This window comes from Gordonia oleivorans (genome assembly GCF_040044975.1).
GTDB classification, from domain to species: Bacteria; Actinomycetota; Actinomycetes; order Mycobacteriales; family Mycobacteriaceae; genus Gordonia; species Gordonia oleivorans.
The window spans coordinates 1-24,837 of record NZ_JBDZDI010000007.1 but is presented as its reverse complement, the minus strand read 5'-3'; the positions used below and the strand labels follow the sequence as shown (position 1 = coordinate 24,837).

Genomic DNA, 24,837 nt, shown 5'->3' with positions numbered 1-24,837 from the left:
GTCACGGAGAGGCGGTTCACCCGGCGGAGAGACCCCCGGCCGTTTCGCGGACCGGGCACTCGGTGCGCGTGTAGATCGTCGGCATGCACAGGTTGCAGTGAATGCACTGCGACGTGGTCGACGGATCGGCCTGAATCCGTTGGGGCAGATCGGGTTCACGAAGCAGGGCGCGGCCCATCGCGAGGAAGTCGAATCCCTCGGCGAGAGCCGAATCCATCGTCGCCCGGTCGGTGATGCCGCCGAGCAGGATGATCGGCAGATCCACCGCCTCGCGCAGCCGCCGGGCCAGTGGGAGAAGGTAACCCGGGTGATACTCGTACCGTTTGAGGAAGAACGGTCCGGCCGCCTGCAGCCCCCACTTCATCGGACCCCGGAAGGCACTCGCGAATGCGGCCCGCGGTGCCTCACCGTGGAACAGGTACATCGGATTGAGAAGTGAACTGCCCGCGGTCGGTTCGATGGCGTCGATGAAGCCGTCCTGCTCGAAGAGCCGGGCCACCTCACAGGCCTCGTCGACGTTGAAGCCGCGCCACCTGCGCGCCGGCGCGCCCACCGCGCCGACCCCGTCGTACATGTTGAGTTTCGCCCACACGGCGACCTCGCTGCCGACCTCCTCGCGGACCGATTCGAGAACCTCCCGGGCGAAACGCGCCCGGTTGACCAGCGCACCACCGTATCCGTCGCGTCGTCGATTCAGCATCGGCGACAGGAAACAACTGATCAGATAGTTGTGGCCGCAATGGATTTCGAGTGCGTCGAAGCCGGAGTCCACCGCGATACGGGCGGCGCGTCGGAACACCGAACGCAGTCCGGCGATGTCCTCGACGGACGGCGCGTGCGTCATCGACATCCCCATCGGCGCCGGAATCCGTGAGGGCGCAAGGGCCTTGGCGCCGTTGGAGATCGAGTTGGCCACCGGTCCGGCATGTCCGAGTTGGGCGGCGGCCAACGCACCTTCGGCGTGGATCGCGCCGGTCAGTTGCGTCAGTCCCGGGGCGGCGTCGGGGCGCAACCAGATCTGATGGCGGTCGGTACGGCCCTCGGGGGAGATCGCGCAGTAGGCGACGGTGCTGATCGCCACCCCGCCGGCGGCGACCTCCCGGTGGAAATCGATGAGGTCGTCGGTGACCAGCGCATCGGGGGTGCGGCCCTCGAAGGTGGCGCACTTGATCACCCGGTTCCGCAGACGCAGGGGGCCGAGCGTGGCGGGAGCGAAGGGATCGGGAACGGCATTCATGGTGTCTCCTCGATGGGTGCGCCGAGTCCGGCGACGACGAAGCCCGCGAGGGCTGTGACCGCGTCCGGCGACAGGGGCTGCGCGCCGCCGAAACGCGTGAGAATGAGGGTGAAGGCCAGGGCCCAGCGTCGCCGGGCCGCGCGCGGGTCCAGACCGGGAGTGATCGCCAGCAGCAGATCGGTCCAGTCGTCGAGCCGGAACCACGGGCGCGACCATCCGGCCTCGGGATGATCGTCGACGAAGCGGGTCAGCAACCGCAGATGCAGGTGCCCCGTCGGATCGGCCTGCAGGCGCACCAGTGGGTCGATGATGAGCTCGACGATCGCGGCGATGCTCGTCGCCGACGGATCGAGGTGATCGAGCGGGTCGGCCCAGATCGGGCCGAGACGATCCTCCAGCAGGGCGGTGACCAGGTCGTCCCTGGTGCCGAAGTGATAGTGCACCGCAGCGGGATTGGCTCCGGCCGCCGAGCAGATCGCCCGCACCGACACGGTCTCGAACCCGTCGGACAGGAACAGGGTCTCGGCGGCGGTGAGGAGTCGCTCTCGGGTCGTCGCCGAACGTGTCGGGGCCATGGCAACTGATCCAAACACATCCCCATCACCGTTTCAATCATTGATTGAAACCTGTTTCGGTTACCGGCCGGTACCGGGGACGTCATGCGCGATGATCAGGCACCGACGTAGGGTGGTCGACGTGGCTGAACACTTTCAAACAGTTGTCCTGGGTGCTGGTCCAGGTGGGTACGTGGCCGCGATCCGGTCCGCCCAGCTGGGCATGAAAACTGCCGTCATCGAAGAGAAGTACTGGGGCGGTGTCTGCCTCAACGTCGGATGCATCCCATCCAAGGCGCTTCTCCGCAACGCCGAACTCGCCCACATCTTCAACCATCAGGCGAAGACCTTCGGAATGTCCGGTGACGTCTCGTTCGACTTCGGCTCGGCGTTCGACCGCAGCCGCAAGGTCAGTGACGGCATCGTCAAGGGTGTCCACTTCCTGATGAAGAAGAACAAGATCACCGAGATCGACGGCTACGGCGTCTTCACCGACGCCAAGACCATCGCCGTCGGCGATCGCGAGATCACCTTCGACAACGTCATCATCGACACCGGCTCCACCGTCAAACTGCTGCCCGGCGTGGAGCTGTCGGACAACGTGGTGACCTACGAGACGCAGATCCTCACCCGCGAGCTGCCCTCCTCGATCGTCATCGTCGGCGCCGGCGCCATCGGCATGGAGTTCGGGTACGTGCTCGCCAACTACGGCGTCGACGTCACCATCATCGAATTCCTCGACCGCGTGCTGCCCAACGAGGACGTCGACGTCTCCAAGGCCATCGCCAAGGAGTACAAGAAGCTCGGCGTGAAGGTGCTCACCTCCACCGGTGTGCAGACCGTCACCGACAACGGCGACAGCGTCCGCGTCACCTACAAGGACCCCAAGGGCAACGACGGCGAGATCACCGTCGACAAGGTCCTCATGTCGGTCGGTTTCGCTCCCCGCGTCGACGGTTTCGGTCTGGAGAAGACCGGTGTCGAACTCACCGACCGCGGTGCCATCGCCATCGACGACCACATGCGCACCAACGTCGAGGGCATCTACGCCATCGGCGACGTCACCGCCAAGCTGCAGCTGGCCCACGTCGCCGAGGCGCAGGGCGTCGTCGCCGCCGAGACCATGGCCGGCGCCGAGACCATGACCCTCGGCGACTACCGGTTCATGCCGCGGGCCACGTTCTGCCAGCCGCAGGTGGCCTCGTTCGGGCTCACCGAGGCGCAGGCCAAGGACGAGGGGTACGACGTGAAGGTGTCGACCTTCCCGTTCAGCGCCAACGGCAAGGCGCAGGGTCTGGCTGAGACCGCCGGCTTCGTCAAGCTCGTCACCAACGGTGAGACCGACGAACTGCTCGGCGGACATCTGGTGGGCGACAACGTCTCCGAGATGCTGCCGGAGCTCACCCTGGCCCACAAGTGGGACCTCACCGCCAAGGAACTCGCCCGCAACGTGCACACCCATCCGACGATGAGTGAGGCACTGCAGGAGACGTTCCACGGCGCGATCGGGCACATGATCAATCTGTGATCCGCGCGCCCGGACGCGCTTGCATGGCGCGATCGGGCACATGATCAACCTGTGATCATGACCAACCCATAGCGAAAGCTCCGATACGACAACGCGGTTCGTCCCCGAGGACGAACCGCGTTATCGTTTCTCCAGCGACCGATCAGTGGGAACCAGCGGTGGCCGAAGCGAAGTCGACCTTCTCGGTGAGCGTGTAGGGTCGCTCGATGCCGAGCTCGCCGAGCACCGTCTCATACACGGGTCGCGTTCGGCTGGTGTTGATCTCCACCGTACCGATGGAGTCGTGGATACCGTCACGCAACAGCTTCCGGCCCACGAGGTGCAGACGCACGTCACAGGCCTGGTCCTTGGCCGGGTTGATGAACGCGACGTTCCCCGCAGTAGATGGTGTTCTCGCCGGGCAACAGGTGCGACAGCTGGGCGAGCGTCGTCAACCCGCCCACGCCCGAATCGATCACCCCGATGGGGAGCCCTCGGTCAGCATGACTGCCGCTTCACGCGTTGATGCTCGTCGCGGCCTGCGCCTTCTGCGCGGCCCCGAGTTGTTCGAGGAGCTTGAACGACAGGAAGGTCATCGGGCCCTCGTCCTCGAAATGCTTGGCGACGTTGCCGGCGATACCGCCCTCCAGAGAGAGTTTGCCGATGAGATCCAGCTTGAGTTGCGGCGAACCCTCACTGAAGTCGAGGTCGGCGAGATCCACCCAGACGACGTTGGGCCGGGTCGTCGACTCGTACACATAGCGCTTGTTGGTCAGGTCGAGCACCACCTGCCAAATGGTTTGCGACGCATCGGGTTTGCCGGGATCGGGGATGCGGAACGGTTGCGCCGCATTGCGGATGACGCTGAACATGCTCGCGATGGATTCCAGCTGCGACTTCGGCTGCGGCAGTCGGGTGGCGTAGAAGGCGGCGCGGGCAAATCGGTGCTCCGCCATGGTGTCACCCGGCAGCAGTTGGTCGCCGCCGAGGCCTTCCCAGCGGCCGAGGAGTTCGAGCTGCTGATCGTAGGTGGGCGAGTTCGTCATCACGTGGTACTTGGAGCTGTGGTAGATCTTCGCCTGCCCGTCGATGTACTCGATGATCGCCGAGTCTCCGGTGGCGTCGTCAAGTGCGAGGTGGATCGTCGGCGGGTTGCCGCCGGTCGGATCGGGCATCTGGATGACCTGGACGTCGGTCTTCTCGATCCACTCGACGACCTCGGCGACGGTGGCGTAGTTGTCCAGGAAGTACTGCAACCAGACGGCCTGACTCAGGGCCGGCCGCGACTCGTCGAGCTCACCGTAGGTGGACTCCGCCAGCCAGAGGATGTGCCCGCCCAGGCCTGCTTCGTTGATGCCGTCGACGGAGATGATGTCGAAGGCCGCCGCGATCACGCTGCCGTACTTCGACGTCCAGGTCAGCTCGCCCTTGACGCCGTCGTCACGGGTGACGCCTCGGGGCTGCTTCCACAGATTGGTCATCAGATCCTTGTGGAAATCCATATTGCGGCCGACGACGACCGCGCCATTGGCGTCGGGCCAGATTACGCGTGTACACATGGGTCATCTCCTTCGTGCGCAAATGCGCATCGGTGTACGTGACAATGTCAATTCTAGTGCTGTGAAAATAACGGCTGATGACCTTCGACGTCGCCCAAAGTCGGTGCACACAACCGACTTTCTCGTCCGTGAATGTCATCGACATGAAATCAGTCCTGGACGTTCGCGCAATTGGTCCCACTTTGGCGCGCGATACGTCACGAAATCAACACCGTACCTTTCATGAGTGCTTATCGATGGTGATGCGTGTGTGTCAGCGGACGATCACGAGCGGGCGATGCGTCGCGTAGAGCAGGCCCTGGCTGGTCGATCCGAGCAACAGACCGGTGAAGCCGCCGCGTCCGCGGCTGCCCACGACGAGCAGATCCGAGGACTGCGCCGCCTTGGCCAATGCGGAGACGGGATCGTCGTCGACGACCTGCGTGGTCACCCGCACCCGTGGCAGTCGTCGCGCAAGCCGGTCGACGTCGTCGGCGAGGTGGTTCTCGATCTGCGCGTACGCATCGGCGAATGCGTTGTCCGGGCCGTCGAATCCGCTCGAATCCCACGCGGCCACCACGTCGAGTTGAGCGGCTCGTTCGGCGGCCTCGTGTGCCGCCCAGTCCAGGGCGACCTGTGCGGACGCCGAACCGTCGACGCCGACCGTGACGACGCCCGACGGTGGCCGATCCCATTCCGGGCCACGGATCACCGCCAGCGGGCACGAGGCGTGCGTCGCCAGTGCACCGGTCACCGAACCCACCAGGGCGGAACTGACCCGCCCGCTGCCCGAGTTGCCCACGACGAGCAGCGAGGTGTGCCGCGAGCGTCCGAGGAGTGCGCCGCGCGCCGAATCCCGGATGATGTGGGTGTGCACCTCCAGGTCGGGCTCGGCTTCCAGCGCAACGGCTTTCGAGTCCTGCAGGACCGTCTGCGCGACCTGGCGGGCACCGTCGAAGTACACCTCCGGGACGGCATATTCGATCAACGGGGGAGAGACGGCATCGATCGCGTAGATGAGGTCGAGATGGGTCTGATGGATTGCTGCGGTGTGTGCCGCCCAGCGCACTGCTTCCAGTGCGGTCGTCGAGCCGTCGGTACCGACGGCGATGCCTTTCGAGTACCTCATACCTCCAGTGTGTGCCGATCGCGACGGCGGGGCACGAGGCTTTGGACCCCATCCCGCGCGGCTGTGTGCCTGATCGCGCGGCGCGGTACCGGGGAGGGGGCCGTAGAGTCGGACGGTGATGTCAGCCTCGCCCCGCGCGCGTCAGTGGACCCCGCCCGGTCCACTCGATCTGCGGGCGACCGTGGGTCTGCACCGACGCGGCAGCGGCGATCCGGCGTTCCGGTACGGACGTGACGGCTCGGTGTGGCGCGCGGTGTGGACTCCCGACGGCCCGGGCACCGTGACCATGCGCGTCGAGCACGACCGCGTGGTGGGCCGGGCGTGGGGGCCCGGCGCCGACTGGCTGCTGGAGACGCTGCCCGACGCGCTCGGCGCCGACGACCATCCCGAGGCGATGCCGATCCACGACGAGGTGGTCGCCGGTCTCGCGGCCCGCGCCACCGGACTGCGGATCGGCAGCACCGGCCGGGTGTGGGAGGCCCTCGCCCCGGCGATTCTGGAACAGAAGGTGGTCGGCACCGAGGCGTGGCGGGCCTGGCGATATCTGCTCCGGCGATTCGGTGAACCCGCGCCGGGCCCGGTGCCGGCGGACATGCGGGTCCCGCCGCCACGGTCGGCCTGGATCGACATCCCGGTGTGGGAATGGCACCGCAGCGGCGCCGAACCGGTACGCATGCGCACCATCCGCGGCGCGGCCACCATCGACACCGAACGTCACGCCGGCCACCTCGACGTGTTGCGCGGCGTCGGTCCGTGGACCGTCGCCGAGACCCGCGCCCGGGCGGTCGGCGACGCCGACGCGGTGCCGGTGGGTGACTATCACATTCCGTCGCTGGTGGGGCAGACCCTCATCGGTGAACGCGTCGACGACGCGGGGATGCTCGAACTCCTCGAACCCTATGCCGGACACCGCTATCGCCTCATCCGGATGATCGAGATGTACGGCAGCGCGCCGCAGCGACGCGGCGCCCGGATGAGTGTGCGCGACTACCGGGGAATCTGAGATCGTCCCCGAGATCGACTCGCGCTGAACAGAACTCTCGATCTCCCCGGTCACCTGCGGTGATGACGGCCCGAGTCCGCACCGGCCGGATGTGCCGAATTGTCCGTCCCGGTCGGCGCTACCAGAATTCCCTCTCGAAGGATTGCCGTGCCCCGTGCCCGGGTCATGGCGCGTGTGAAGGGACTGTTGATGTCATCGAGAATTGCCGGGGCCGTCGTGGCCGTCATTGCCGTCGTCACCGCGGCGGTGACGGGGTGTTCCTCCGACGACGCCGCGAGCGGCTCCGGCGGCCGGGTGACGCTCGTCGTCGGCGACCAGGTGCAGCAGACCCGGTCTCTGCTCGAGGCGTCGGGCGAACTCGACAATCTGCCCTACGACATCGACTGGGCGGCATTCGAATCCGGGCCACCGCTGCTGGAAGCCGCCGCGGCCGGCAAGGTCGACTTCGGTGGCACCGGGGACGTCCCGCCGGTGTTCGCCCAGGCCGGTGGTGCACCCCTGAAAATCGTTGCGGTGCAATCCCGCACCGCACCCAATGACTTCCTGCTGGTGCCCGCCGGTTCGTCGGTGACCTCCATCGCCGCGCTCAAGGGTAAGAAGGTGGCGTTCGCCAAGGGGTCGAGTTCGCACGGTCTGGTGCTGGCCCTGCTCGCACAGGCGGGGTTGGGTCCGGATGACATCGAGGCGACGTATCTGTCACCGACCGAGGCGCTTTCGGCGTTCTCCGCGGGCCAGGTGGATGCCTGGGCGGTGTGGAATCCATTCGCGACCGTCGGCCAGACACAGGCCCACGGCAAGGTGATCGCCGACGGTGCCGAGTTGACCACCCAGCAGGGCTACTACCTGGCACCGGAATCCGCGCTCGCCGACTCCGGCAAGAATGCCGCGATCAAGGACCTCATCGGTCGGATCACCCGCGCCAACCAGTGGTCGGTCACCCACGAGGATGCCTGGATTCCCACCTACAGCAGGCTCACCAAGCTCCCCGAACCCGTCGCCCGGGCGACCTTCGCGACCTCGTCGGGAACCCTCGTCGCGATCGGGGACGAGCAGATCGCCAAGCAGCAGAGGCTGATCGACCTGTTCGCCAAGGCCGGCGAGATCCCGAAGGCCTCCGACGCCGGTGCCTACTTCGATCCGCAGTTCAATGCCGCGGTGACCGGCGCGGGGGCGTCCCGATGACCCAGATTGTGCTCGATCGGCGGGTATCGGGAACAGCGGTCGAGGGGTCGGGCGATGTGACGGCCGAGGCGCCCCGCGGCTCGCTGTGGTCGCGGCTGCCGCGCCTGCGGGCCGGCTCCTGGCTGCGGCTGATCTCGCCGCTGGTGATCCTCGGGCTGTGGCAGCTCCTCTCCGTGCGGGGGGTCATCCCCGAGGCGAAGTTGTCGCCGCCAACGCAGGTGTGGGCGGCCGCCCAGGAACTCTGGGCCGACGGGAGTCTGCAAGAAGCACTGGCGATTTCGCTGCAGCGGGTGGGCCTGGGACTGGTCCTCGGTGTGGTGGTGGCCGTCTCGCTGGCCCTGCTCGTCGGTTTCTTCCGGGTGGCCGACCTCGCCATTGACCCGCCGTTGCAGATGCTGCGGACGGTCCCGTTCCTCGGTCTGATCCCGCTGTTCGTGGTGTGGTTCGGGATCGGTGAGGAACCGAAGATCTACATGGTCGCCCTCGGCGTGCTGTTTCCCCTGTACCTGAACCTGGTGTCGGCGATCAAGGGCGTCGACCCGAAACTCATCGAGGCCGGACGATCCGTCGGTCTCGGCCGAATCGGGTTGGCACGCACCGTGATCCTGCCCGGATCGATGGCCGGCGCGCTCACCGGCTTCCGGCTGTCGCTCGGGGTCGCGTGGCTGTCGCTGATCGTCGCCGAACAGATCAACGCCGACGCCGGCCTGGGATACCTGGTGATGAACGCGCGCACCTACTTCCGCAACGACATCATCGTCCTCGGCCTGGTCATCTACGCGCTCCTCGGCCTGATCAGTGACTCCATCGTCCGTGGCCTGGAGAGCTACCTGCTGCGCTGGCGAGTGGCCCGATGAGCGCGCGGGTGGTGGTGCGCGCGGAGGGGCTGTCCCGCTCGTTCGGTGACGTCCACGTGCTCGAGGGCATCGACCTGACCTTGCACTCCGGTGAGATCGTGGCTCTGGTCGGACGTTCCGGCTCCGGGAAGTCGACGCTGCTGCGGATCATCGCCGGCCTCGATCCCGATCACGAGGGTGAGTTGACCGTCGACGGGTCCCGGGCGGTCGCCTTCCAGGAACCGCGACTGTTGCCGTGGCGGCGGGTGGACAAGAACGTCTCGCTCAACCTCAAGGTCGCCGACGCCGATGCCCGCGCCGCCGACGCGCTGGCCGAAGTGGGACTCTCGCATCGGGCGGGAGCCTGGCCACTGACGCTGTCCGGCGGTGAGGCGCAGCGTGTCTCACTGGCCCGGGCACTCGTACGCAATCCGGATCTGCTGCTGCTCGACGAGCCGTTCGGTGCGCTCGACGCGTTGACCCGGCTGGAGGCCCACGGCCTGCTCACCCGGTTGTGGGAACGGCACCGCTTCGCCGCCCTACTGGTCACCCACGACGTCGAGGAGGCCGTCGTGCTCGCCGACCGCATCCTGGTCCTCGAGGACGGGGCGATCGCGCACGACGTCACGGTCGACCTGCCCCGTCCGCGGGAGCGCGATGCGGCCGAGCTCGTCACCCTGCGGGAGCGGGTGCTGGCATACCTCGGCGTCGGTGCGCTGGTCGGCGGCGCCGCCATCCGATCGGAGAATCGATGAGCGACAAGCACTTTCACTGGTTCCTGCCGACCTCGGGAGACGGTCGGGAGGTGATCGGCGGGCTCCAGTCGGCCGGAATCCTCGGCACCGCGTCGGCGGTGCGGCCCCCGCATCTGGACTACCTCGCCCTCGTCGCCAAGACCGCGGAGCGACTCGGGTTCGAGTCCGTCCTGACGCCCACCGGAACCTGGTGCCACGACGCCTGGTTGACCACGGCGGCGCTGATCCGGGAGACCAGCCGGCTGAGATTCCTGGTGGCGTTCCGGCCCGGGCTGATCACCCCGACGCTCGCCGCACAGCAGGCCGCGACGTTCGCCGAGTTCTCCGGCGGCCGGTTGGCACTGAACATCGTCGCCGGCGGCGATCGGGAGGAGCAGGAGCGTTTCGGGGATCGGCTGACCAAGGAGCAACGCTACGCCCGGGCGCGTGAATTTGTCACCATCGTCCGACAGGCCTGGACCGGAACGCCCTTCGACTTCACCGGCGATCACTACGATGTGACCGGCGCGGTGGTCGGGCATCCGCCGGCCGTGGCGCCTCAGGTCTTCTTCGGCGGTGCGAGCGAGCCCGCCCGTGAAGCCGCCGCGGCGACCGTCGACACCTACCTCACCTGGACCGAACCGCCGGAGAAGGTCGCCGCACTCGTTGACGACGTGCGCGCGCGGGCCGCCCGGTACGGCCGGGAACTGTCCTTCGGTATCCGGGCGCACGTGATCACCCGTGACACCCGGGAGGAGGCGTGGGCCGAGGCCCGCAAGCTGGTCGGCCGGATGGACCCGGCACTGATCGCGTTGGCGCGAGAACGGTTGTTGCAGAGCGACTCCGAGGGTCAGCGACGTCAACTCGCACTCAACGCCGACGTGGACAACCTCGAGGTCTATCCGGGTCTGTGGGCCGGATACGGCTTGGTGCGGCCGGGTGCCGGTACCGCTCTGGTCGGCAGTCACGCCGAGGTGGCCGACCTGATCGCACAGTACCGCGCGATCGGCATCGATCACTTCATCCTGTCCGGCCAACCACATATCGAGGAGGCCTTCTGGTTCGCCGAAGGGGTGGTCCCGTTGGTGCGGGCGGCCGATCGTCTGCCAGCGGTCACCTCGCCGACGTGAGGGTCAGGAAGGCTTGCGGCACAACACATACTGTCCCTCGTCGATGAGGGTCTGTTCGATGTGTTCGGCGCCGAGTTCGCGGAGTCGGCCGGTGATCTCGTCGCGGTCGAAGACGCGGTAACCGCCGATGCCGGCGAGCGTGCGCACGCCGGGCAGGGTGGAGATCGGACCGGCGACCGAGGTGAACACCACCAGCAGTCCGCCGGGTGCCGTCACCCGCATCATCTCGTCGAGCACCGGCAGCGGGTCGGGGATCAGGTAGAGCGCGGCGAGGCAGATAACCTCGTCGAAGCTGTTGTCGGCGAACGGGATCGCGTGGGCGTCGACACGCATGTACGAGGCCCGCCGCGCGGCGTTGGTGGCGACGGCGGTGGCCAGCATCGGCGCGGAGAAGTCGATGCCCACGACGTGTCCGTCGCCGGTCAGGCCGTCGGCTATGTGTCGGGTGTAATTACCAGGGCCGCAGGCGATGTCGAGGACCATGCGTTCACCCGGGCGGCACAGGTAGGCGCGCAGGGCCTTGTCGTAGTCGGCGGTGGCACTGCCGCCGAGGGAGAACCCGCGGGTGAAGATCGGCCGCCACGCCTTCTGGTAGATCCGGGAGAAGACCGGGTTGCGCATCAAGCGGGTGGCCGGCGACTCCATCGCGTGGACCTCAGGCCCGCACGTCGGGCTGCACGCGCAGGGTGTGCAGCGTGGTGGCCAGCATGTCGTACTGCCCGGCCAGCAACACGAAGGCGACCGCCTGCCGTTCGTCGAGATGACGTCGCAACGCGGCCCACGCGATGTCGCTGATGTCGGAGTCGTGGACCAGTTCGTCGGCGGCGCGCAGCAGGGCGCGTTCGCGATCACCCCATCCGGCGTCCGGGCCCTCGAGAATGCGGGTGATCTCGTCGTCGGACAGGCCGGCCCGCTTGCCGAGTCGACGGTGATGATCGAGTTCGTACTCCGAGCCGCGCAGATGGGCGACGCGGATGATGATCATCTCGGAATCCTTGCGCGGCAACGTCCCGAACGGCATCAGCCGGGCCGAGAAGTGCAGCCAGCCGCGGAACAGGCCGCGGGTGCGGCCGAGGGTGGAGAAGATGTGGGCGTCGTGCACGCCGATGGCGCGGGCGGCGATACGGCTGAACGCCCAATTGATCGGGCCGAGGTCGCCGAGGCCGCCGGGAGCGATCCGTGGGGTGCTCATGGTGTCACGGTAGACTACGACGATTATGACGACCATCACACCGCGCGTGTTCACCTCCGTTGACGACATCAAGGCCGCGATCGGCGAGGACCTCGGATCGGGCGAATGGCTGGAGATCACCCAGGACCGCGTCAACCAGTTCGCCGACGCGACCGGTGATCATCAGTGGATTCACGTCGATCCCGAGCGTGCGGCGTCCGGTCCGTTCGGCGCCCCCATCGCCCACGGCTTCCTGACCCTGTCGTTGCTGCCGATGCTCGCCGGCTCGATCTTCACCGTCGAGGGACCGAAACTCGTCATCAACTACGGCCTGAACAAGGTGCGCTTCCCCAATCCGGTGCCGGTGGGCTCGCGGATCCGCGCCAACGCGGTGATCACCTCGATCGAGGAGGGCGCCAAGGGCGTCACCATGGTGGTGGTCAACACCGTGGAGATCGAGGGCGCCGACAAACCGGCGTGTGTCGCCGAAAACGTTCGCGTGATGGTGTTCTGACGCAAGCTTTCTGCCTTCACGCGGGCGGTTCGTGTCGACGCGCCGCCCGCGTGCAGGCTCCTTCGTTGCAATGACCGCGCCGATACGCGGGTGCCGCGTCGACGAGGAGGTACTGCGAGGTCCCGAAGCCGGCACACGGCGGTAGCCGGGGCCGAACGGTCGGCTCAGCGTTCCGCGGAACGCTGAGCGTTTTGTTTGCCCGCGGGAATGACGGGAATAGATGAACCTTCATATGAGTTGACCAATATCAACTCATAGTTATAGAGTTGACCAGAGTCAACTTACGTAGGAGGTCATGGTCCATGGCTACATCCATCGCGCCGGCCGAGACGGGTCCGCGCGCCCAGAGGTCGGTGATCCTGGCGATTTCGGGGCTGATCGTCGGAATGTTCGCGGCGATAGCCTCGAGCACCATCATCTCGCCGGCGTTGCCGCGGATCGTGTCGGATCTCGGCGGTGGTGAGGACATCCTGACGTGGGCGATCACCGCGAGCCTGCTGACGTCGAGTATCGCGACACCGTTGTGGGGCAAGCTGTCTGATCTGATCGACCCGAAGCTGCTTGTGCAGATCGGTCTGGGGTTCTTCGTCACCGGATCGGTGCTGGCCGGTTTCGCGTTCGACCCGTCCTGGCTGATCGCCGGCCGGGCGATCCAGGGCGTCGGCGTCGGTGCGATGAACACTCTGGTGATGGTCATCATCGCCGGCATCGTCTCGGCGCGTGATCGCGGAAAGTACATGGGCGTCATCGCCGGCATCATGGGTGTCGCCCAGGTCGGCGGTCCGTTGTTGGGCGGTGTCATCACCGACGGTATGGGTTGGCAGTGGACATTCTGGCTGTTCGCCCCGCTGGTGGTCGTGGCGATCATCGTCATCCAGCTCACCCTGCATCTGCCGAAACGTCCGGCGCGTGCGGTCCGGATCGACTACCTCGGTGCCGTTCTGATCGCGGCGGGCGCTGCGACGCTGACCCTGTGGATCACCTTCGCTGGTGACAAGTACGACTGGTGGTCGTGGCAGACCACCGCCATGCTCGGCGGTGTTGTCGCGGCATTCGGCCTGTTCGTTCTCGTCGAACTCAAGACCGCTGAGCCGATCATCCCAATGCGGTTGTTCGGCGACCGCACGTTCACCCTCGCGGTGATCGCGTCGATCGGTCTGGGCGTGGCGATGTTCGGAGTGCCCGTGTTTCTGAGCCAGTACCTCCAGTACGCGCGCGGTGCCAGTCCGACCCAGGCAGGTCTGATGACCCTGCCGATGGTCGCCGGACAGCTCATTGGTGGCATGCTCGTCGGCAACCTGATCAGCAAGTGGGGCATTTGGAAGGGCTTCGTTGTCGGCGGCACCATCGTGTTCACCGTGGGTCTTGCCCTCATGGGGACCGTCGGTTACGACACGAACTTCGTCCTCGTCTCCGTCTACATGTTCATGCTGGGCCTCGGGATCGGCTCGGTGATGCAGAATCTCGTGATGGTGGTTCAGAACTCGGTCGAGGCGAAGAACCTCGGTGCCGCGAGTGCGGGCGTGACGTTCTTCCGCAGCCTGGGCGGCGCCGTGGGTGTCACCGCGCTCGGTGCGCTACTCGGTGCCCGTGTGCCGACCCTGATGCAGCAGAACATCGCTGACGCCGACGTGTCCGGGCTCACCCCCGAGCAGTTGCAGGGCGCGCACGAACAATTGAGCAGCGGTGCGGTGACCGACCTCGGCTCCCTGCCGGAGGTGTTCGGATCGGCCATCGAGAGTGCCTACGGCACAGCGACAGCGGAGATCTTCCTGTGGTCGGTGCCGCTCGGCGTCGTCGCGGTGATCGCGACGCTCCTGCTGCCGAACAAGAGCCTGTCGCGCAGCACCGGCACCGAGAAGTTGGGTGAGCAAGCAGGGAAGGCCGCGGTCGATCTGGCGGGGGCGATCACGTCGAGTGATTCACCCGAATCCATCGCCGCCGAACGGGTGCTCGAGAGTGCCGTGACGCGCAGATCGGAGGACCCGGGGCAGGTCCGGTGAGGGAGAGGTCGGGCAGACTGTGGTGATGGTGACCGAACGCTCCGACGAGGCCAGAACGCTCCCGGACAGCGCCGCCGCGCATTCGGCGGCTCTGCTCGCGGTCGAGGACGGTATCGAGCAGCTGGTACAGGCGGTGCGGCTGCGCTGGAAGGACCTTGCGCATCAGATCCATCCCGACCTCCAGCCGATCGGGTTCCGGATCATCGCCGCTCTGTACGGTGGGGGCCCGCAGCGCGCGAAAGACCTCGCCGATCGCCTCGGCAGCGACAAGAGCGTCCTCAGTCGTCAGCTGTCGCAACTGGAAAAGCTGGATCTCGTGGAACGACATGTGGATCCCGACGACGGACGCATCATCCGGATGGCACTCACCGAGGCCACCGGCCAACGTATCCGAGACCTCGAATCGGGCGACGGCGCCGGTTACCGGCAAGCGCTGTCCACCTGGCCGACCCAACGGTTGCGTGACTTCGCCGAGATGTTGCAGGACTTCACCTCGCCGGCGGACTATCACTCCTGACCCGGTGGCAGCCGGTACTCGATCGCCGATCTGCATGCGTCACACCGTCATATACGGCGAGACCGTCGAACCGTGCTCGTTGATCCGCAATTCGGTGCCCAGTGACGGGAACGCACGTTGGGTACAACTCTGACGTTCGCATACGCGGCAACCGGCGCCGATCGGGGTGATGCGGGCCTGCGGTCCGATCTCGAGGCCGTCGGAGTAGATGACGCGGGCGGCGTGCCGTAGCTCGCAGCCGAGGCCGATGGCAAAGGTCTTGCCCGGCTGGCCAAAGCGCGCCGCGCGTCGTTCGACGGTGCGGGCGATCCAGAAATACTCGCGGCCGTCGGGCATCTCGGCGATCTGGGTGAGGATCTTGCCCGGCGAGGCGAAGGTCTCGTAGACATTCCACAGCGGGCAGGTGCCACCGGAGGCGGAGAAGTGAAAACCGGTGGCGGACTGTCGTTTCGACATGTTGCCGGCGCGGTCGACGCGGACGAACGACCACGGGATGCCGCGCAGGTTGGGGCGTTGCAGGGTGGACAGGCGATGGCATACGGTCTCGTAACTGACCGCGTAGAAGGCCGAGAGGCGTTCGATGTCGTAGCGGAAATCTTCTGCGGCGCCATGGAATTGGGCGTAGGGCAGCAGTGCCGCGCCGGCGAAGTAGTTGGCCAGTCCGTAGCGGGCCAGCGAGCGCGCGTCGTCGTTGCTGAAGTTACCCTCGTCGACGAGTTGCCCGATCAGGTCGCCGTATTCCAGGTAGGCGAGTTCGGCGGCCAGTTTGAAGGCGCGCTGTCCCGCCGACAACGCCGCGGACACCTCGAGGCGCCGTGAGGCCGGATCGAAGCGATGCAGCACGTAGTCACCGAGGTCGACGCGGCGGGCGACGGTCACGCCGTGGCGCTTCTCGAGCCGGTCGATGATCTCGCGGCGCACATCACCGGAGTGCATCCGCATGCGCGTGGTCATCTCCTCGGCCGCCACGTCGAGCTCGTGAATGTAGTTGCGGCGCTGGGAGAAGTAGTCGCGGACCTCGTCGTGGGGGGCGCTGATGGCGCCGCGCATGGAACGGTCGCCGCGTTCATCGGTGGCGGCGGCGAGCTGATCGGTGGCGATCCGGTAGCGGCGGTACAGGTTCACCATGGCCGCCGCGATCTCGGGGTGGCCGGAGACCATGGTGCTGATCCCCTGCGCGTCGTGGGCGGTGTCGGCGGCCTCCACGTCGTCGTCGAGGAGCACTTCACGCAACTCGGCGACCAGACGCACATCGTCCTGGGAGTCGAAGAATCCGGCATCGACCCCGAAGGTGTGCGTGATCTTCTCCAGCACCGCGGCGGTCAGCGGCCGCGCGTCGTGTTCGATCTGGTTGAGATACGACGGTGAGATCGCCAGCGTCTGGGCCAGTGCGACCTGGGACAACCCTCGTTCCGAGCGCAGCTGGCGCAACCTGGACCCCACATACGTCTTCGGCATCGCCCCACCTCCTCGTCATCACAGGATACGGTGACCGCGTGCGGGTGAGGCGCGCTCTTCGGCGCAGAGCGATGGCGGGGACGGTCGGGGCAGCGGTGACGTTGTCGGTGGCGATGATTCTGGCGACGGGATGTTCGCAGGGCACCACGACGATTCCGGCCGCCTCGGTGGCCCCCGCGGATCTGCTCCTCGACCCGGCGGGGCTGCCGGCCGGCTTCACCCCGGTGCAGTTGCCCGTGAAGCAGTTGATCGACGCCAACGCGACGCAGTTGTCGGCGGCACAGTCGACCACCGTCACCCCGCAGCAGTGCCGGCCGAGCGCGGACGCCGACCTCAATCACCGGCTGACCGAGGCCGACACCGCGGTCCTCGGTGCCCAGTCGGGTTTCGGGAATCTCGTCGAACTGGTGACCATGCAGACACGCGATCTCGGTGCGGACATCGCCGCCACCACGGGAGCCTGCGCGCGTACCGAGACGACCATCCGGCAGGGCAACCTGGCCGGCACCACGATCGTCACCGTGTCGACCGTCCTGCCGCAGCCGCCACTCACTGATCACGCCGACGACGTCGAACAGATGCACGTCGTGGAGTCGGCGACCACCACCACCCTGCCCGACAAGGGCGTGCAGACCGCCGTCTCCTACAGCGGATATGCGCTGCTCACCCGGCCCGGTGGCGTGCCGGTGCGGTCGCCGGCGACGGTGTCGCTGACGGTGTCGGGCGAGACCACCGACGCGGTGCGGCCTCCCGCGCCGGCGCCCGTGGCACGTCCACCGATGTCCCGCGAGGAGTTCGTCACCCTCTTCGGCACGGCCGTGACCACCGCGGCCCAAGGTCACACCTGACGGCGATGTCGTCCCTGATCACACGCCGTGAACCGGTCGTGGTCGCGGGGGAGGACACCTGACCTTTCGGCGTTTGTCTGTGAATCCTGTCACAGCAGGTGAGCGGCGGACGACGCCGTGTGCGGCCAGGGCGCCTCGGCGCGTGCACGACGGGTCGGCCACGTACGATGGGAAAAACCCAGTACGCGCGTACTTTTTGAGAGCGCCGCCGGGTTCCTTCACACTCTCACCTTCGCAAGATTTGCAAAATCTTCGCGAAAGCTGGCCGCCTTTCGCACGATAAACCCGACTGGACCTGCGGGTTTGCCCTGTGGCACTCTTGATTGCAGACACCGCCGGAGAGCTACGGAGAGTTTGCAACCGTGCCCCCGGATGTCTGTCAGCAGGGTTCGCCGTACCGGCGCAACCACCCACGGCCCCTTACGTCGGCCGAGCAGCACAACGAAAGCGAAGTGGCTAATGAGCAACGTCGGAAAGCCCCGCACCGCCGCGGAGATCCAGCAGGACTGGGACACCAACCCGCGTTGGAAGGGCATCACACGCGAGTACACCGCCGAGCAGGTGGCCGAACTCCAGGGCAACGTCCTCGAGGAGCACACCCTCGCCAAGCGTGGCGCCGAGATCCTGTGGGAGGGCGTGAACGGTGACAACTACATCAACGCTCTCGGCGCTCTGACCGGTAACCAGGCCGTGCAGCAGGTGCGCGCGGGCCTCAAGGCCATCTACCTGTCCGGTTGGCAGGTCGCCGGTGACGCGAACCTCTCCGGCCACACCTACCCCGACCAGTCGCTCTACCCGGCCAACTCGGTGCCGCAGGTGGTGCGTCGCATCAACAACGCGCTGCTGCGTGCCGACGAGATCGCCCGCGTCGAGGGTGACAACGCCGTCGACAACTGGGTCGTCCCGATCGTCGCCGACGGTGAGGCCGGCTTCGGTGGCGCCCTCAACGTCTACGAACTGCAGAAGGCGATGATCGCCGCGGGTGCCGCCGGTACCCACTGGGAGGATCAGCTCGCGTCGGAGAAGAAGTGCGGTCACCTCGGTGGCAAGGTGCTCATCCCCACCCAGCAGCACATCCGCACCCTGACCTCGGCCCGCCTGGCCGCCGACGTCGCCAACACCCCGACCGTCGTCGTCGCCCGTACCGACGCCGAGGCCGCCACCCTGATCACCTCGGACGTCGACGATCGCGACAAGCCGTTCGTGACCGGTGAGCGCACCTCCGAGGGCTTCTACAACGTGCAGAAGGGCATCGAGCCCTGCATCGCGCGTGCCAAGGCCTACGCCCCGTACTCCGACCTGATCTGGATGGAGACCGGCAAGCCCGACCTCGAGGTCGCCCGCCAGTTCGCCGAGGCCGTCAAGGCCGAGTTCCCGGACCAGCTGCTCGCCTACAACTGCAGCCCGTCCTTCAACTGGAAGCAGCACCTGGACGACGCGACCATCGCGAAGTTCCAGAACGAGCTCGGCGCCATGGGCTTCAAGTTCCAGTTCATCACCCTGGCCGGCTTCCACGCCCTGAACTACTCGATGTTCGACCTGGCCTACGGCTACGCCCGTGAGCAGATGGCCGCCTACGTCGACCTGCAGGAGCGCGAGTTCGCTGCCGAGGCCCGTGGCTACACCGCCACCAAGCACCAGCGTGAGGTCGGTGCCGGCTACTTCGACAAGATCGCCACCACCGTCGATCCCAACACCTCGACCGCGGCTCTCAAGGGCTCGACCGAGGAAGGCCAGTTCCACTAGGAACTCGGCCAGACCGCAAGCACGCGGTTTCGGAGTTGACAAGACAGGCGGTCCGCGGCCTTCGCTGCGGGCCGCCTGTCGGCATCTGGGTGATCTGTGAGGAGTCGTGGTTGTGTCCGGTGAGATGATCTCGCGCGTGGGTGTCGTCGGCGCCGGGCAGATGGGCTCCGGGATCGCCGAGGTGTGCGCGCGGGCCCACGTCGACGTCCTCGTGTTCGAGCCGACGAAGGCGGCGGTGTCGGCCGGCCGGTCCCGCATCCTGCGGTCGCTCGACCGTGGCGTGTCGTCGGGCAAACTGACCGAGCGGGAACGTGAACAGGCCGTCGGCCGATTGCGGTTCACCTCCGATCTCGGGGATTTCTCCGATCGTCAAATGGTGTGTGAGGCCGTCATCGAGGACGAGGGCGTCAAGACCGAGATCTTCGCCTCGCTCGACAAGGTGGTCGCCGACCCCGACGCGGTACTCGCCTCCAACACGTCGTCGATCCCCATCGCCGTCCTCGGCAAGGCCACCGGCGACGCCTGCCGGGTCATCGGCATGCACTTCTTCAACCCGGTTCCGGTCCTCCCGCTCGTCGAGCTGGTGTTCACCCCGCTGACCGCTGCGGGGGTCGCCGATCGGGCCGAGACATTCGCCAGCGAGGTCCTGGGCAAACAGGTCATCCGCTCCGCCGATCGATCCGGCTACATCATCAACGCACTGCTCATTCCCTACCTGCTGTCGGCAATCCGCATGGTGGAGAGCGGTTTTGCCGCGGCCGAGGACATCGACAAGGGCATGGTGCTGGGCTGTGCGCATCCCATGGGTCCGTTGCGGCTGGCCGATCTGGTCGGTCTGGACACGGTCAAGGTGATCGCCGAGGGGATGTACGAGGAATTCGGTGAACCCCTCTACGGCCCGCCGCCCATCCTGGCGCGCATGGTCGCGCAGGGGCGGCTCGGCAAGAAGGCCGGTGCCGGTTTCTACGATTACGAGGCTCCCGCAACCCGTCGTTAGGCTTGGCGGATTCCCGATGCGCGATAATGAACTCGTGGTGAGTTCAAGGGGTGGGCTCGAGCCATGGCCGCGTGCTTCCGGAGATCTTTTGCGCGGCAACAACTTCGGGATAACCGGAGCCGAGTTCGGCTCTTCGTGCGAGATGGTACGACCGTACCTGTTATGACCGTGCTAACAAACTGCTTGCAATTGCAAGCGAGACGTGGATACTGGTAAGTGGAAGCGCTGCACAAGTGATCCCCAACCGGCAGTCATCGATCACCCACCTGGTCTGCTGCCCGAAAATTCTTGCGCCGCAAAACTTCTGCCCAACCCTTATCGAGGAGGCCGATATGAGCACCACCGAACGTACCCTTGCGAATCCCTTCTATGCCGTGGTCGGTGCGGGCGATCTGGCCCTGCAGCAGGTCACCGATGCCGTCACGCAGCTGCGTGAGCGCACCGAGGCCGCCACCGAGAGCGCGACCACGCGCTTCGAGGAGTCCAAGACCAAGCTCGAGGAAACCCGCACCAAGCTGAACAGCCTGCCCGAGGATGTTCCCTCGATCGACGAGATCCGCGCGAAGCTGACCACCGAGGAGATCACGAAGTTCGTCGAGCCCTACGTCGAACTCGCGACCAGCTTCTACAACTCGCTGGCCGAGCGTGGCGAGGAGACCCTCGAGCGTCTGCGTCAGCAGCCGATGGTCCAGGAAGGCCTGACCCGCGCCGAGAAGACCTACAACGACGCCGTCGACCTGACCGAGGACGCCCTCGGAGTGGTATCGCACCAGACCCGCTCCGTCGGTGAGCAGGCCGCGAAGATCGCCGGACTGGTCGGCGCCCGCGTCGGCGAGGCCAGCGATGCGCTCGACGACGCCGCCGACAAGCTCGGCGACAAGATCGACGAGGCCGCCCTCGAGGTCGGCGAGAAGCTCGACGAGGCCGGCGAGGCCGTGACCGAAGCCGGTCAGACCATCAAGGCCAACTCGGCCACCGCCGCGTCGAAGGTCGACGGCGCCGCCGGCACCGTCGAGGGCAAGGCGCGTACCGCCAACTCGTCGCCGGCCAAGAAGATCGCCGCCGCCAAGAAGGCTCCCGCCAAGAAGGCTCCGGCGAAGAAGGCCACCGGCCCGGAGGCCTGATCGGCACCATCGACAACCAGCACGGCCCCCGCGGATTCGTTCCGCGGGGGCCGTGTCATGTTCCGGTGCCGTGCTTTTTCGATGCGTGTTCTCAGTGCGGCGCCGGCGAGTGGATCGTGAGGACCGCGAGGGCGCCGTCGTCGCTGCGGTAGGTGTGTTCGGTGTTTGAGGGCCACTGCAGCGATTCACCTTGTCCGGCAGCCTTTTCGGCCCCGGTCGGGCCGGCGACCAGTCGCCCGGACACCACGTGCACGTGCTCGACGACGCCGTCGCCGTGCGGGGGTGAGGTGCGGATTCCGCCGGGCAACACGTGGAGCCAGAAGACCTCGGTTGTCGCGCCGTCGGAATGATGCTCGACGTGCAGGAGCCGCGCCGACAGGTGGGTGCCGGAACCCTCGGTGCCCGCGTCCTCGCCGAGCAGCGCCGACAGCGGGACGCCGAGTGGCCCGGCGACCGCGTACAGCGTGTCGATGGTGGGGTTGCGTTGTCCCGCTTCGAGTTCGGACAACGATCCCTTGCCGATGCCGGCGGCGCGGGCCAACGCGGACAGGCTCATCCCGCGTGCGGAACGCAGCCCGGCGATCCGGTCACCGATCGCCCGGCGGCGTGCGGCGGTGGCATCCGGGTCCTTGTCGGGCACGGCGTCGATCCTCCCTTCCGCGTTCTGTAAACAGAACGATACACGCTATGCTGGCCGACGTGACCACCAGAGCACCCTCGATGAGCGAACCCATCACGGCCGGAATCATCACCGCGCTCGTCGGGTTCACCTCGTCGTTCGTGGTCGTGGTCGCCGGGTTGCGGGCGGTCGGGGCGTCGTCGGAGCAGGCCGCGTCGGGATTGTTGGCCCTGACCGTCACCTTCGCGGTGGGCATCGTCGTCCTGTGCGTCGCGACCCGCAAACCCATCACCCTGGCCTGGTCGACGCCGGGCGCGGCGATGCTGGTGGCCGCCGGCGCCGAATATCACGCCGGGTGGTCGGCGGCGGTCGGGGCGTTCCTCGTCGTCGGCGTGCTCATCCTCGCGACCGGTCTGATCCCGGCCCTGGGGGATCTGATCGGGCGCATCCCGACGCCGATAGCGCAGGCCATGCTGGCCGGGGTGCTGCTCACGCTCTGCTTGGCGCCGATGAAATCACTTGCCGTGCAACCACTGCTGACTCTGCCGATCCTGGTGGTCTGGCTCGCCGCGACCCGATGGTGGACGCGCTGGGCGCTTGTCCTGGCCCTGGTGACCGCACTCGTGGTGATCGGCGCCTACGTCGGGGTGCACGGAATCGACGACGGTATCGCCATCGACTGGTGGCCGCAGATCGCCTGGACGACACCGTCGTTCGACGTCTCGGCGATCATCGGGTTGGCCATCCCGCTGTACGTGGTCACCATGGCGTCGCAGAATGTGCCCGGCGTCGCCGTCCTGAAATCCTTCGGCTACGAAACACCGTGGCGCCCGGCCATGTTCGTCACCGGGGTCGGCACGGTGATCGGCGCACCGTTGGGCGGGCACGCCATCAACCTGGCCGCACTGTCGGCGGCACTGGCCGCCGGTGAGGAGGCCGGTGCCGATCGGAGTCGTCGCTGGATCGCCGGGGTGTCCGCCGGCATCTCGTATCTGGTGCTCGCCGGTCTGTCCGGGGTGCTCGTCACCATCACCGCCATCGCGCCGCAGGGACTCCTGGAATCCGTTGCCGGCCTGGCGCTGCTGGCGACCTTCGCGAACGCCCTGCTGGGTGCCTTCGCCCACGACGAGTTCCGCATCGCGGCGGCACTGACCTTCGTCACCGCCGCGGCGGGTGTCACGTTCTGGGGGATCAGCGGGGCGTTCTGGGCGATCGTCGTCGGCCTCGTGGCGCACGGGGTGTTGCGGCGACCGGTCTGACGTGGCGCGGGGCGGTACGGATCCGCGTACGGCTGGCGGCTGGGCAGGTGCGAGTCGATCAGAAGCGAGGTGTACCTGTTTATAGCGGAGTATAGCAATTTGCTATAGATCGCTATATTCTCCTAGATATGGACGCGGTCGGTAACCCGTATTCACCTGGTGCAGGACGTAGACCCGCGGCTCTGGTCGGTCGTGATCCAGCGATTGCCGAGTGGCAGAACTCGCTCAGGCGTGCTGAGAAGGACCGGATTGACTCGCCGCAGGTCCTCATCGGAAGAAGGGGTGTCGGGAAGACCGTGCTGCTCGCACGCTTTGCATCTGAAGCGCGGGAACGTGACTGGGTGGTCGCTCGGATCGAGGCCTCGCATGATCTCAACTTTCGCGAAGCGCTCGGCGAAGCCTTGTATGAGCCGCTGAGTGACATGGTTCGTCCGGGGGTTGGCGAGCGGGTGGTGAAAGCACTCAAGACGGCGTCTAGCTTCAAGGCCTCCTACAGCTCAGATGGGGTGTGGTCTTTCGGTCTCGATTTCACGGCCTCTCCTGGTGGTGGTGCGGATACTGGCGTCATTGAGACCGACCTGCGCAAGCTCATTCGCGAGCTTGCAGACGCGGCTGCGTCGATTGGTGTCGGTCTGGCCGTGCTCATAGATGAGGCCCAGGATCTGGAGGTGGACGATCTCAGAGCGCTCTGTGTTGTCGCCCATCAGGCGGCACAGGATGATTGGCGATTCTTGCTTGCCTTCGCTGGTCTTCCGAGTCTGCGGGGCATGCTGGCTCAGGCAAGGTCCTACTCGGAGCGGTTTCGCTACGTGGGAGTAGAAGAGCTTGACGAATCTGCTGCACGCGCGGCTCTGATTCTGCCCGCGCGCGACGAGGGCGTGGAATGGAGCGATGCCGCATTGGACGAGGTAATCACCGCTTCGGGTTGCTACCCCTACTTCCTGCAGCAGTTCGGAAAGGAGACCTGGGATGTCGCAGGAGGGTCGCCGATTGACAGGCGCGACGCCGCCTATGGAATTGCGCTGGGTAACAACCACCTCGACAGAGGCTTCTTCAGCGTTCGCTGGGACCGCGCCACCAAAGCCGAGAAGGACTATATGCGCGCGATGGCGCAAGATTCCGGAGAGGATAGCCAATCCGGCGAGATCGCGAGCCGTCTGGGTCGGAGCATCGGCAGTCTCGGGCCAACTCGTGCGAATCTCATCAGCAAGGGGTTGGTCTTCGCACCCAATCACGGAGTGGTCGCATTCACTGTTCCCCACATGCATCTGTTCATTGCCAAACAGCCCTTGGCCTAGACGGTATGAGGAGGTTCGGGGCCGAAGGCCTCGAGCTGCAAGTCAAGACGTGGGTTGCCAGAACACACTGGTAGAGCCACATTGCAGACTCAGGAGGCCTCCGGTGATTACTCAGGGTACAAGTGTTGGGTTGGATGTTCATGCACGTTCGGTGGTGGTGCACGCTTGTGAGGTGCGGACCGGACAGGTGCGAAAAGCGCGGTTGACGCCGGATTACCGGTCGATCATCGAGTGGCTGCGGGCGTTGGTCGGGCCGGTCGAGGTGGCCTACGAAGCCGGTCCGACCGGATATGGGTTGGCCCGCGCGATGATTGCGGCAGGGATGGCGTGCACCGTGGCCGCACCATCGAAACTTCAACGGCCAGTGGGTGATCGAGTCAAGACCGACGCCAAAGACGCCGCGCACCTGGAGAAACTGCTCCGGTTGGGTGAA

At 66.5% G+C, this 24,837-nt stretch carries 24 protein-coding genes and 1 pseudogene; 16 read left to right on the top strand and 9 right to left on the bottom strand.

Features of this window, described 5'->3' with window-relative positions; all coding sequences use genetic code 11:
• Positions 1-16: 16 nt before the first annotated feature.
• Both ABLE92_RS12795 and ABLE92_RS12790 read right to left on the bottom strand, forming a co-directional pair.
• On the bottom strand, positions 17-1,237 hold the full coding sequence (locus ABLE92_RS12795) for an oxidoreductase (RefSeq protein ID WP_348805153.1): 1,221 nt from the start codon (positions 1,235-1,237) through the stop codon (positions 17-19).
• Entirely contained in the window at positions 1,234-1,812 is a 579-nt protein-coding gene (locus ABLE92_RS12790) for a TetR/AcrR family transcriptional regulator (protein WP_348805152.1), read from the bottom strand. The genes ABLE92_RS12795 and ABLE92_RS12790 overlap by 4 nt, the downstream gene beginning before the upstream one ends.
• A gap of 121 nt (positions 1,813-1,933) precedes the next feature.
• On the opposite strand from ABLE92_RS12790, the gene lpdA reads away from it, so the two are divergent.
• Complete coding sequence (lpdA, locus tag ABLE92_RS12785) at positions 1,934-3,319, top strand: dihydrolipoyl dehydrogenase (protein ID WP_348805151.1); 1,386 nt, start codon at positions 1,934-1,936, stop codon at positions 3,317-3,319.
• 142 nt (positions 3,320-3,461) lie between these two features.
• Here the strand turns inward: lpdA and ABLE92_RS12780 are convergent, their stop codons facing one another.
• The 3 genes from ABLE92_RS12780 to ABLE92_RS12770 all read right to left on the bottom strand — a co-directional run bounded on the left by ABLE92_RS12780 (position 3,462) and on the right by ABLE92_RS12770 (position 5,965).
• Positions 3,462-3,650 (bottom strand): hypothetical protein, encoded by a 189-nt coding sequence (locus ABLE92_RS12780; protein WP_348805150.1) that lies wholly within the window; start codon positions 3,648-3,650, stop codon positions 3,462-3,464.
• A gap of 163 nt (positions 3,651-3,813) precedes the next feature.
• Positions 3,814-4,857, bottom strand: a complete 1,044-nt coding sequence (locus tag ABLE92_RS12775) for a linear amide C-N hydrolase (RefSeq protein ID WP_348805149.1) — start codon at positions 4,855-4,857, stop codon at positions 3,814-3,816.
• A gap of 253 nt (positions 4,858-5,110) precedes the next feature.
• On the bottom strand, positions 5,111-5,965 hold the full coding sequence (locus ABLE92_RS12770) for a universal stress protein (RefSeq protein ID WP_348805148.1): 855 nt from the start codon (positions 5,963-5,965) through the stop codon (positions 5,111-5,113).
• 118 nt (positions 5,966-6,083) lie between these two features.
• Here ABLE92_RS12770 and ABLE92_RS12765 point away from each other — a divergent pair, with 118 nt between their 5' ends.
• The 5 genes from ABLE92_RS12765 to ABLE92_RS12745 all read left to right on the top strand — a co-directional run bounded on the left by ABLE92_RS12765 (position 6,084) and on the right by ABLE92_RS12745 (position 10,850).
• Positions 6,084-6,968, top strand: coding sequence for a DNA-3-methyladenine glycosylase family protein (locus tag ABLE92_RS12765; RefSeq protein WP_348805346.1), 885 nt, complete (start codon positions 6,084-6,086; stop codon positions 6,966-6,968).
• Positions 6,969-7,157: 189 nt separating this feature from the next.
• A complete protein-coding gene (locus ABLE92_RS12760; RefSeq protein ID WP_348805147.1) occupies positions 7,158-8,150 on the top strand; it encodes an ABC transporter substrate-binding protein in 993 nt (330 codons plus the stop codon).
• Complete coding sequence (locus ABLE92_RS12755; protein WP_348805146.1) at positions 8,147-9,007, top strand: ABC transporter permease; 861 nt, start codon at positions 8,147-8,149, stop codon at positions 9,005-9,007. Before ABLE92_RS12760 ends, ABLE92_RS12755 begins: the two co-directional genes overlap by 4 nt.
• A complete protein-coding gene (locus ABLE92_RS12750; protein ID WP_348805145.1) occupies positions 9,004-9,741 on the top strand; it encodes an ABC transporter ATP-binding protein in 738 nt (245 codons plus the stop codon). Before ABLE92_RS12755 ends, ABLE92_RS12750 begins: the two co-directional genes overlap by 4 nt.
• A complete protein-coding gene (locus ABLE92_RS12745) occupies positions 9,738-10,850 on the top strand; it encodes an LLM class flavin-dependent oxidoreductase (protein WP_348805144.1) in 1,113 nt (370 codons plus the stop codon). Before ABLE92_RS12750 ends, ABLE92_RS12745 begins: the two co-directional genes overlap by 4 nt.
• 3 nt (positions 10,851-10,853) lie before the next feature.
• On the opposite strand, the gene ABLE92_RS12740 is transcribed toward ABLE92_RS12745, so the two are convergent.
• Together ABLE92_RS12740 and ABLE92_RS12735 are read right to left on the bottom strand one after the other, a co-directional pair.
• Positions 10,854-11,495 carry a class I SAM-dependent methyltransferase gene (locus tag ABLE92_RS12740; protein ID WP_348805143.1) on the bottom strand — a complete coding sequence of 214 codons (642 nt, stop codon included), beginning with the start codon at positions 11,493-11,495 and terminating at the stop codon, positions 10,854-10,856.
• 10 nt (positions 11,496-11,505) lie between these two features.
• The gene (locus ABLE92_RS12735) at positions 11,506-12,042 is read right to left on the bottom strand and encodes a carboxymuconolactone decarboxylase family protein (RefSeq protein WP_348805142.1); all 537 of its coding nucleotides are present in this window, start codon (positions 12,040-12,042) and stop codon (positions 11,506-11,508) included.
• Between the two features lie 25 nt (positions 12,043-12,067).
• Here ABLE92_RS12735 and ABLE92_RS12730 point away from each other — a divergent pair, with 25 nt between their 5' ends.
• The 3 genes from ABLE92_RS12730 to ABLE92_RS12720 all read left to right on the top strand — a co-directional run bounded on the left by ABLE92_RS12730 (position 12,068) and on the right by ABLE92_RS12720 (position 15,055).
• Positions 12,068-12,535 carry a MaoC family dehydratase gene (locus ABLE92_RS12730; RefSeq protein WP_348805141.1) on the top strand — a complete coding sequence of 156 codons (468 nt, stop codon included), beginning with the start codon at positions 12,068-12,070 and terminating at the stop codon, positions 12,533-12,535.
• Between the two features lie 302 nt (positions 12,536-12,837).
• Positions 12,838-14,538, top strand: a complete 1,701-nt coding sequence (locus ABLE92_RS12725) for an MDR family MFS transporter (RefSeq protein ID WP_348805140.1) — start codon at positions 12,838-12,840, stop codon at positions 14,536-14,538.
• A gap of 25 nt (positions 14,539-14,563) precedes the next feature.
• Positions 14,564-15,055 carry a MarR family winged helix-turn-helix transcriptional regulator gene (locus tag ABLE92_RS12720; RefSeq protein ID WP_348805139.1) on the top strand — a complete coding sequence of 164 codons (492 nt, stop codon included), beginning with the start codon at positions 14,564-14,566 and terminating at the stop codon, positions 15,053-15,055.
• Between the two features lie 39 nt (positions 15,056-15,094).
• Here the strand turns inward: ABLE92_RS12720 and ramB are convergent, their stop codons facing one another.
• Entirely contained in the window at positions 15,095-16,513 is a 1,419-nt protein-coding gene (gene ramB, locus ABLE92_RS12715; RefSeq protein ID WP_348805138.1) for an acetate metabolism transcriptional regulator RamB, read from the bottom strand.
• Between the two features lie 71 nt (positions 16,514-16,584).
• Between ramB and ABLE92_RS12710 the strand changes: the two genes are divergently transcribed.
• From ABLE92_RS12710 to ABLE92_RS12695, 4 genes are all read left to right on the top strand, one after another.
• Positions 16,585-17,361 (top strand): hypothetical protein, encoded by a 777-nt coding sequence (locus ABLE92_RS12710; protein ID WP_348805137.1) that lies wholly within the window; start codon positions 16,585-16,587, stop codon positions 17,359-17,361.
• A 459-nt stretch (positions 17,362-17,820) separates the two neighbouring features.
• Complete coding sequence (gene aceA / locus ABLE92_RS12705) at positions 17,821-19,107, top strand: isocitrate lyase (RefSeq protein WP_348805136.1); 1,287 nt, start codon at positions 17,821-17,823, stop codon at positions 19,105-19,107.
• A 112-nt stretch (positions 19,108-19,219) separates the two neighbouring features.
• Positions 19,220-20,104: a 3-hydroxybutyryl-CoA dehydrogenase gene (locus ABLE92_RS12700; RefSeq protein WP_348805135.1), complete on the top strand. Its 885-nt coding sequence runs from the start codon at positions 19,220-19,222 to the stop codon at positions 20,102-20,104.
• 332 nt (positions 20,105-20,436) lie between these two features.
• The gene (locus ABLE92_RS12695) at positions 20,437-21,228 is read left to right on the top strand and encodes a heparin-binding hemagglutinin (RefSeq protein ID WP_348805134.1); all 792 of its coding nucleotides are present in this window, start codon (positions 20,437-20,439) and stop codon (positions 21,226-21,228) included.
• Between the two features lie 91 nt (positions 21,229-21,319).
• Here the strand turns inward: ABLE92_RS12695 and ABLE92_RS12690 are convergent, their stop codons facing one another.
• Positions 21,320-21,868: a helix-turn-helix domain-containing protein gene (locus ABLE92_RS12690; protein WP_348805133.1), complete on the bottom strand. Its 549-nt coding sequence runs from the start codon at positions 21,866-21,868 to the stop codon at positions 21,320-21,322.
• On the opposite strand from ABLE92_RS12690, the gene ABLE92_RS12685 reads away from it, so the two are divergent.
• The 3 genes and pseudogenes from ABLE92_RS12685 to ABLE92_RS12675 all read left to right on the top strand — a co-directional run.
• Positions 21,835-23,106, top strand: a complete 1,272-nt coding sequence (locus ABLE92_RS12685; RefSeq protein ID WP_496560801.1) for a benzoate/H(+) symporter BenE family transporter — start codon at positions 21,835-21,837, stop codon at positions 23,104-23,106. The two genes, ABLE92_RS12690 and ABLE92_RS12685, sit on opposite strands and share 34 nt — an antisense overlap.
• A gap of 128 nt (positions 23,107-23,234) precedes the next feature.
• Positions 23,235-24,404: a DUF8462 domain-containing protein gene (locus tag ABLE92_RS12680; protein ID WP_348805132.1), complete on the top strand. Its 1,170-nt coding sequence runs from the start codon at positions 23,235-23,237 to the stop codon at positions 24,402-24,404.
• A gap of 103 nt (positions 24,405-24,507) precedes the next feature.
• Positions 24,508-24,837 (top strand): annotated as a pseudogene (locus ABLE92_RS12675) (IS110 family RNA-guided transposase); the annotation flags it as partial.

Coding starts and splice junctions, on each gene's coding strand:
- ABLE92_RS12765 (WP_348805346.1), top strand. CDS start 6,084: ATGTCAGCCTCGCCCCGCGCGCGTCAGTGGACCCCGCCCGGTCCACTC.
- ramB (WP_348805138.1), bottom strand. CDS start 16,513: ATGCCGAAGACGTATGTGGGGTCCAGGTTGCGCCAGCTGCGCTCGGAA.
- ABLE92_RS12710 (WP_348805137.1), top strand. CDS start 16,585: ATGGCGGGGACGGTCGGGGCAGCGGTGACGTTGTCGGTGGCGATGATT.
- aceA (WP_348805136.1), top strand. CDS start 17,821: ATGAGCAACGTCGGAAAGCCCCGCACCGCCGCGGAGATCCAGCAGGAC.
- ABLE92_RS12735 (WP_348805142.1), bottom strand. CDS start 12,042: ATGAGCACCCCACGGATCGCTCCCGGCGGCCTCGGCGACCTCGGCCCG.
- ABLE92_RS12750 (WP_348805145.1), top strand. CDS start 9,004: ATGAGCGCGCGGGTGGTGGTGCGCGCGGAGGGGCTGTCCCGCTCGTTC.
- ABLE92_RS12740 (WP_348805143.1), bottom strand. CDS start 11,495: ATGGAGTCGCCGGCCACCCGCTTGATGCGCAACCCGGTCTTCTCCCGG.
- ABLE92_RS12695 (WP_348805134.1), top strand. CDS start 20,437: ATGAGCACCACCGAACGTACCCTTGCGAATCCCTTCTATGCCGTGGTC.
- ABLE92_RS12720 (WP_348805139.1), top strand. CDS start 14,564: ATGGTGACCGAACGCTCCGACGAGGCCAGAACGCTCCCGGACAGCGCC.
- ABLE92_RS12795 (WP_348805153.1), bottom strand. CDS start 1,237: ATGAATGCCGTTCCCGATCCCTTCGCTCCCGCCACGCTCGGCCCCCTG.
- ABLE92_RS12770 (WP_348805148.1), bottom strand. CDS start 5,965: ATGAGGTACTCGAAAGGCATCGCCGTCGGTACCGACGGCTCGACGACC.
- ABLE92_RS12680 (WP_348805132.1), top strand. CDS start 23,235: ATGGACGCGGTCGGTAACCCGTATTCACCTGGTGCAGGACGTAGACCC.
- ABLE92_RS12730 (WP_348805141.1), top strand. CDS start 12,068: ATGACGACCATCACACCGCGCGTGTTCACCTCCGTTGACGACATCAAG.
- ABLE92_RS12775 (WP_348805149.1), bottom strand. CDS start 4,857: ATGTGTACACGCGTAATCTGGCCCGACGCCAATGGCGCGGTCGTCGTC.
- ABLE92_RS12755 (WP_348805146.1), top strand. CDS start 8,147: ATGACCCAGATTGTGCTCGATCGGCGGGTATCGGGAACAGCGGTCGAG.
- ABLE92_RS12725 (WP_348805140.1), top strand. CDS start 12,838: ATGGCTACATCCATCGCGCCGGCCGAGACGGGTCCGCGCGCCCAGAGG.
- ABLE92_RS12790 (WP_348805152.1), bottom strand. CDS start 1,812: ATGGCCCCGACACGTTCGGCGACGACCCGAGAGCGACTCCTCACCGCC.
- ABLE92_RS12760 (WP_348805147.1), top strand. CDS start 7,158: ATGTCATCGAGAATTGCCGGGGCCGTCGTGGCCGTCATTGCCGTCGTC.
- ABLE92_RS12745 (WP_348805144.1), top strand. CDS start 9,738: ATGAGCGACAAGCACTTTCACTGGTTCCTGCCGACCTCGGGAGACGGT.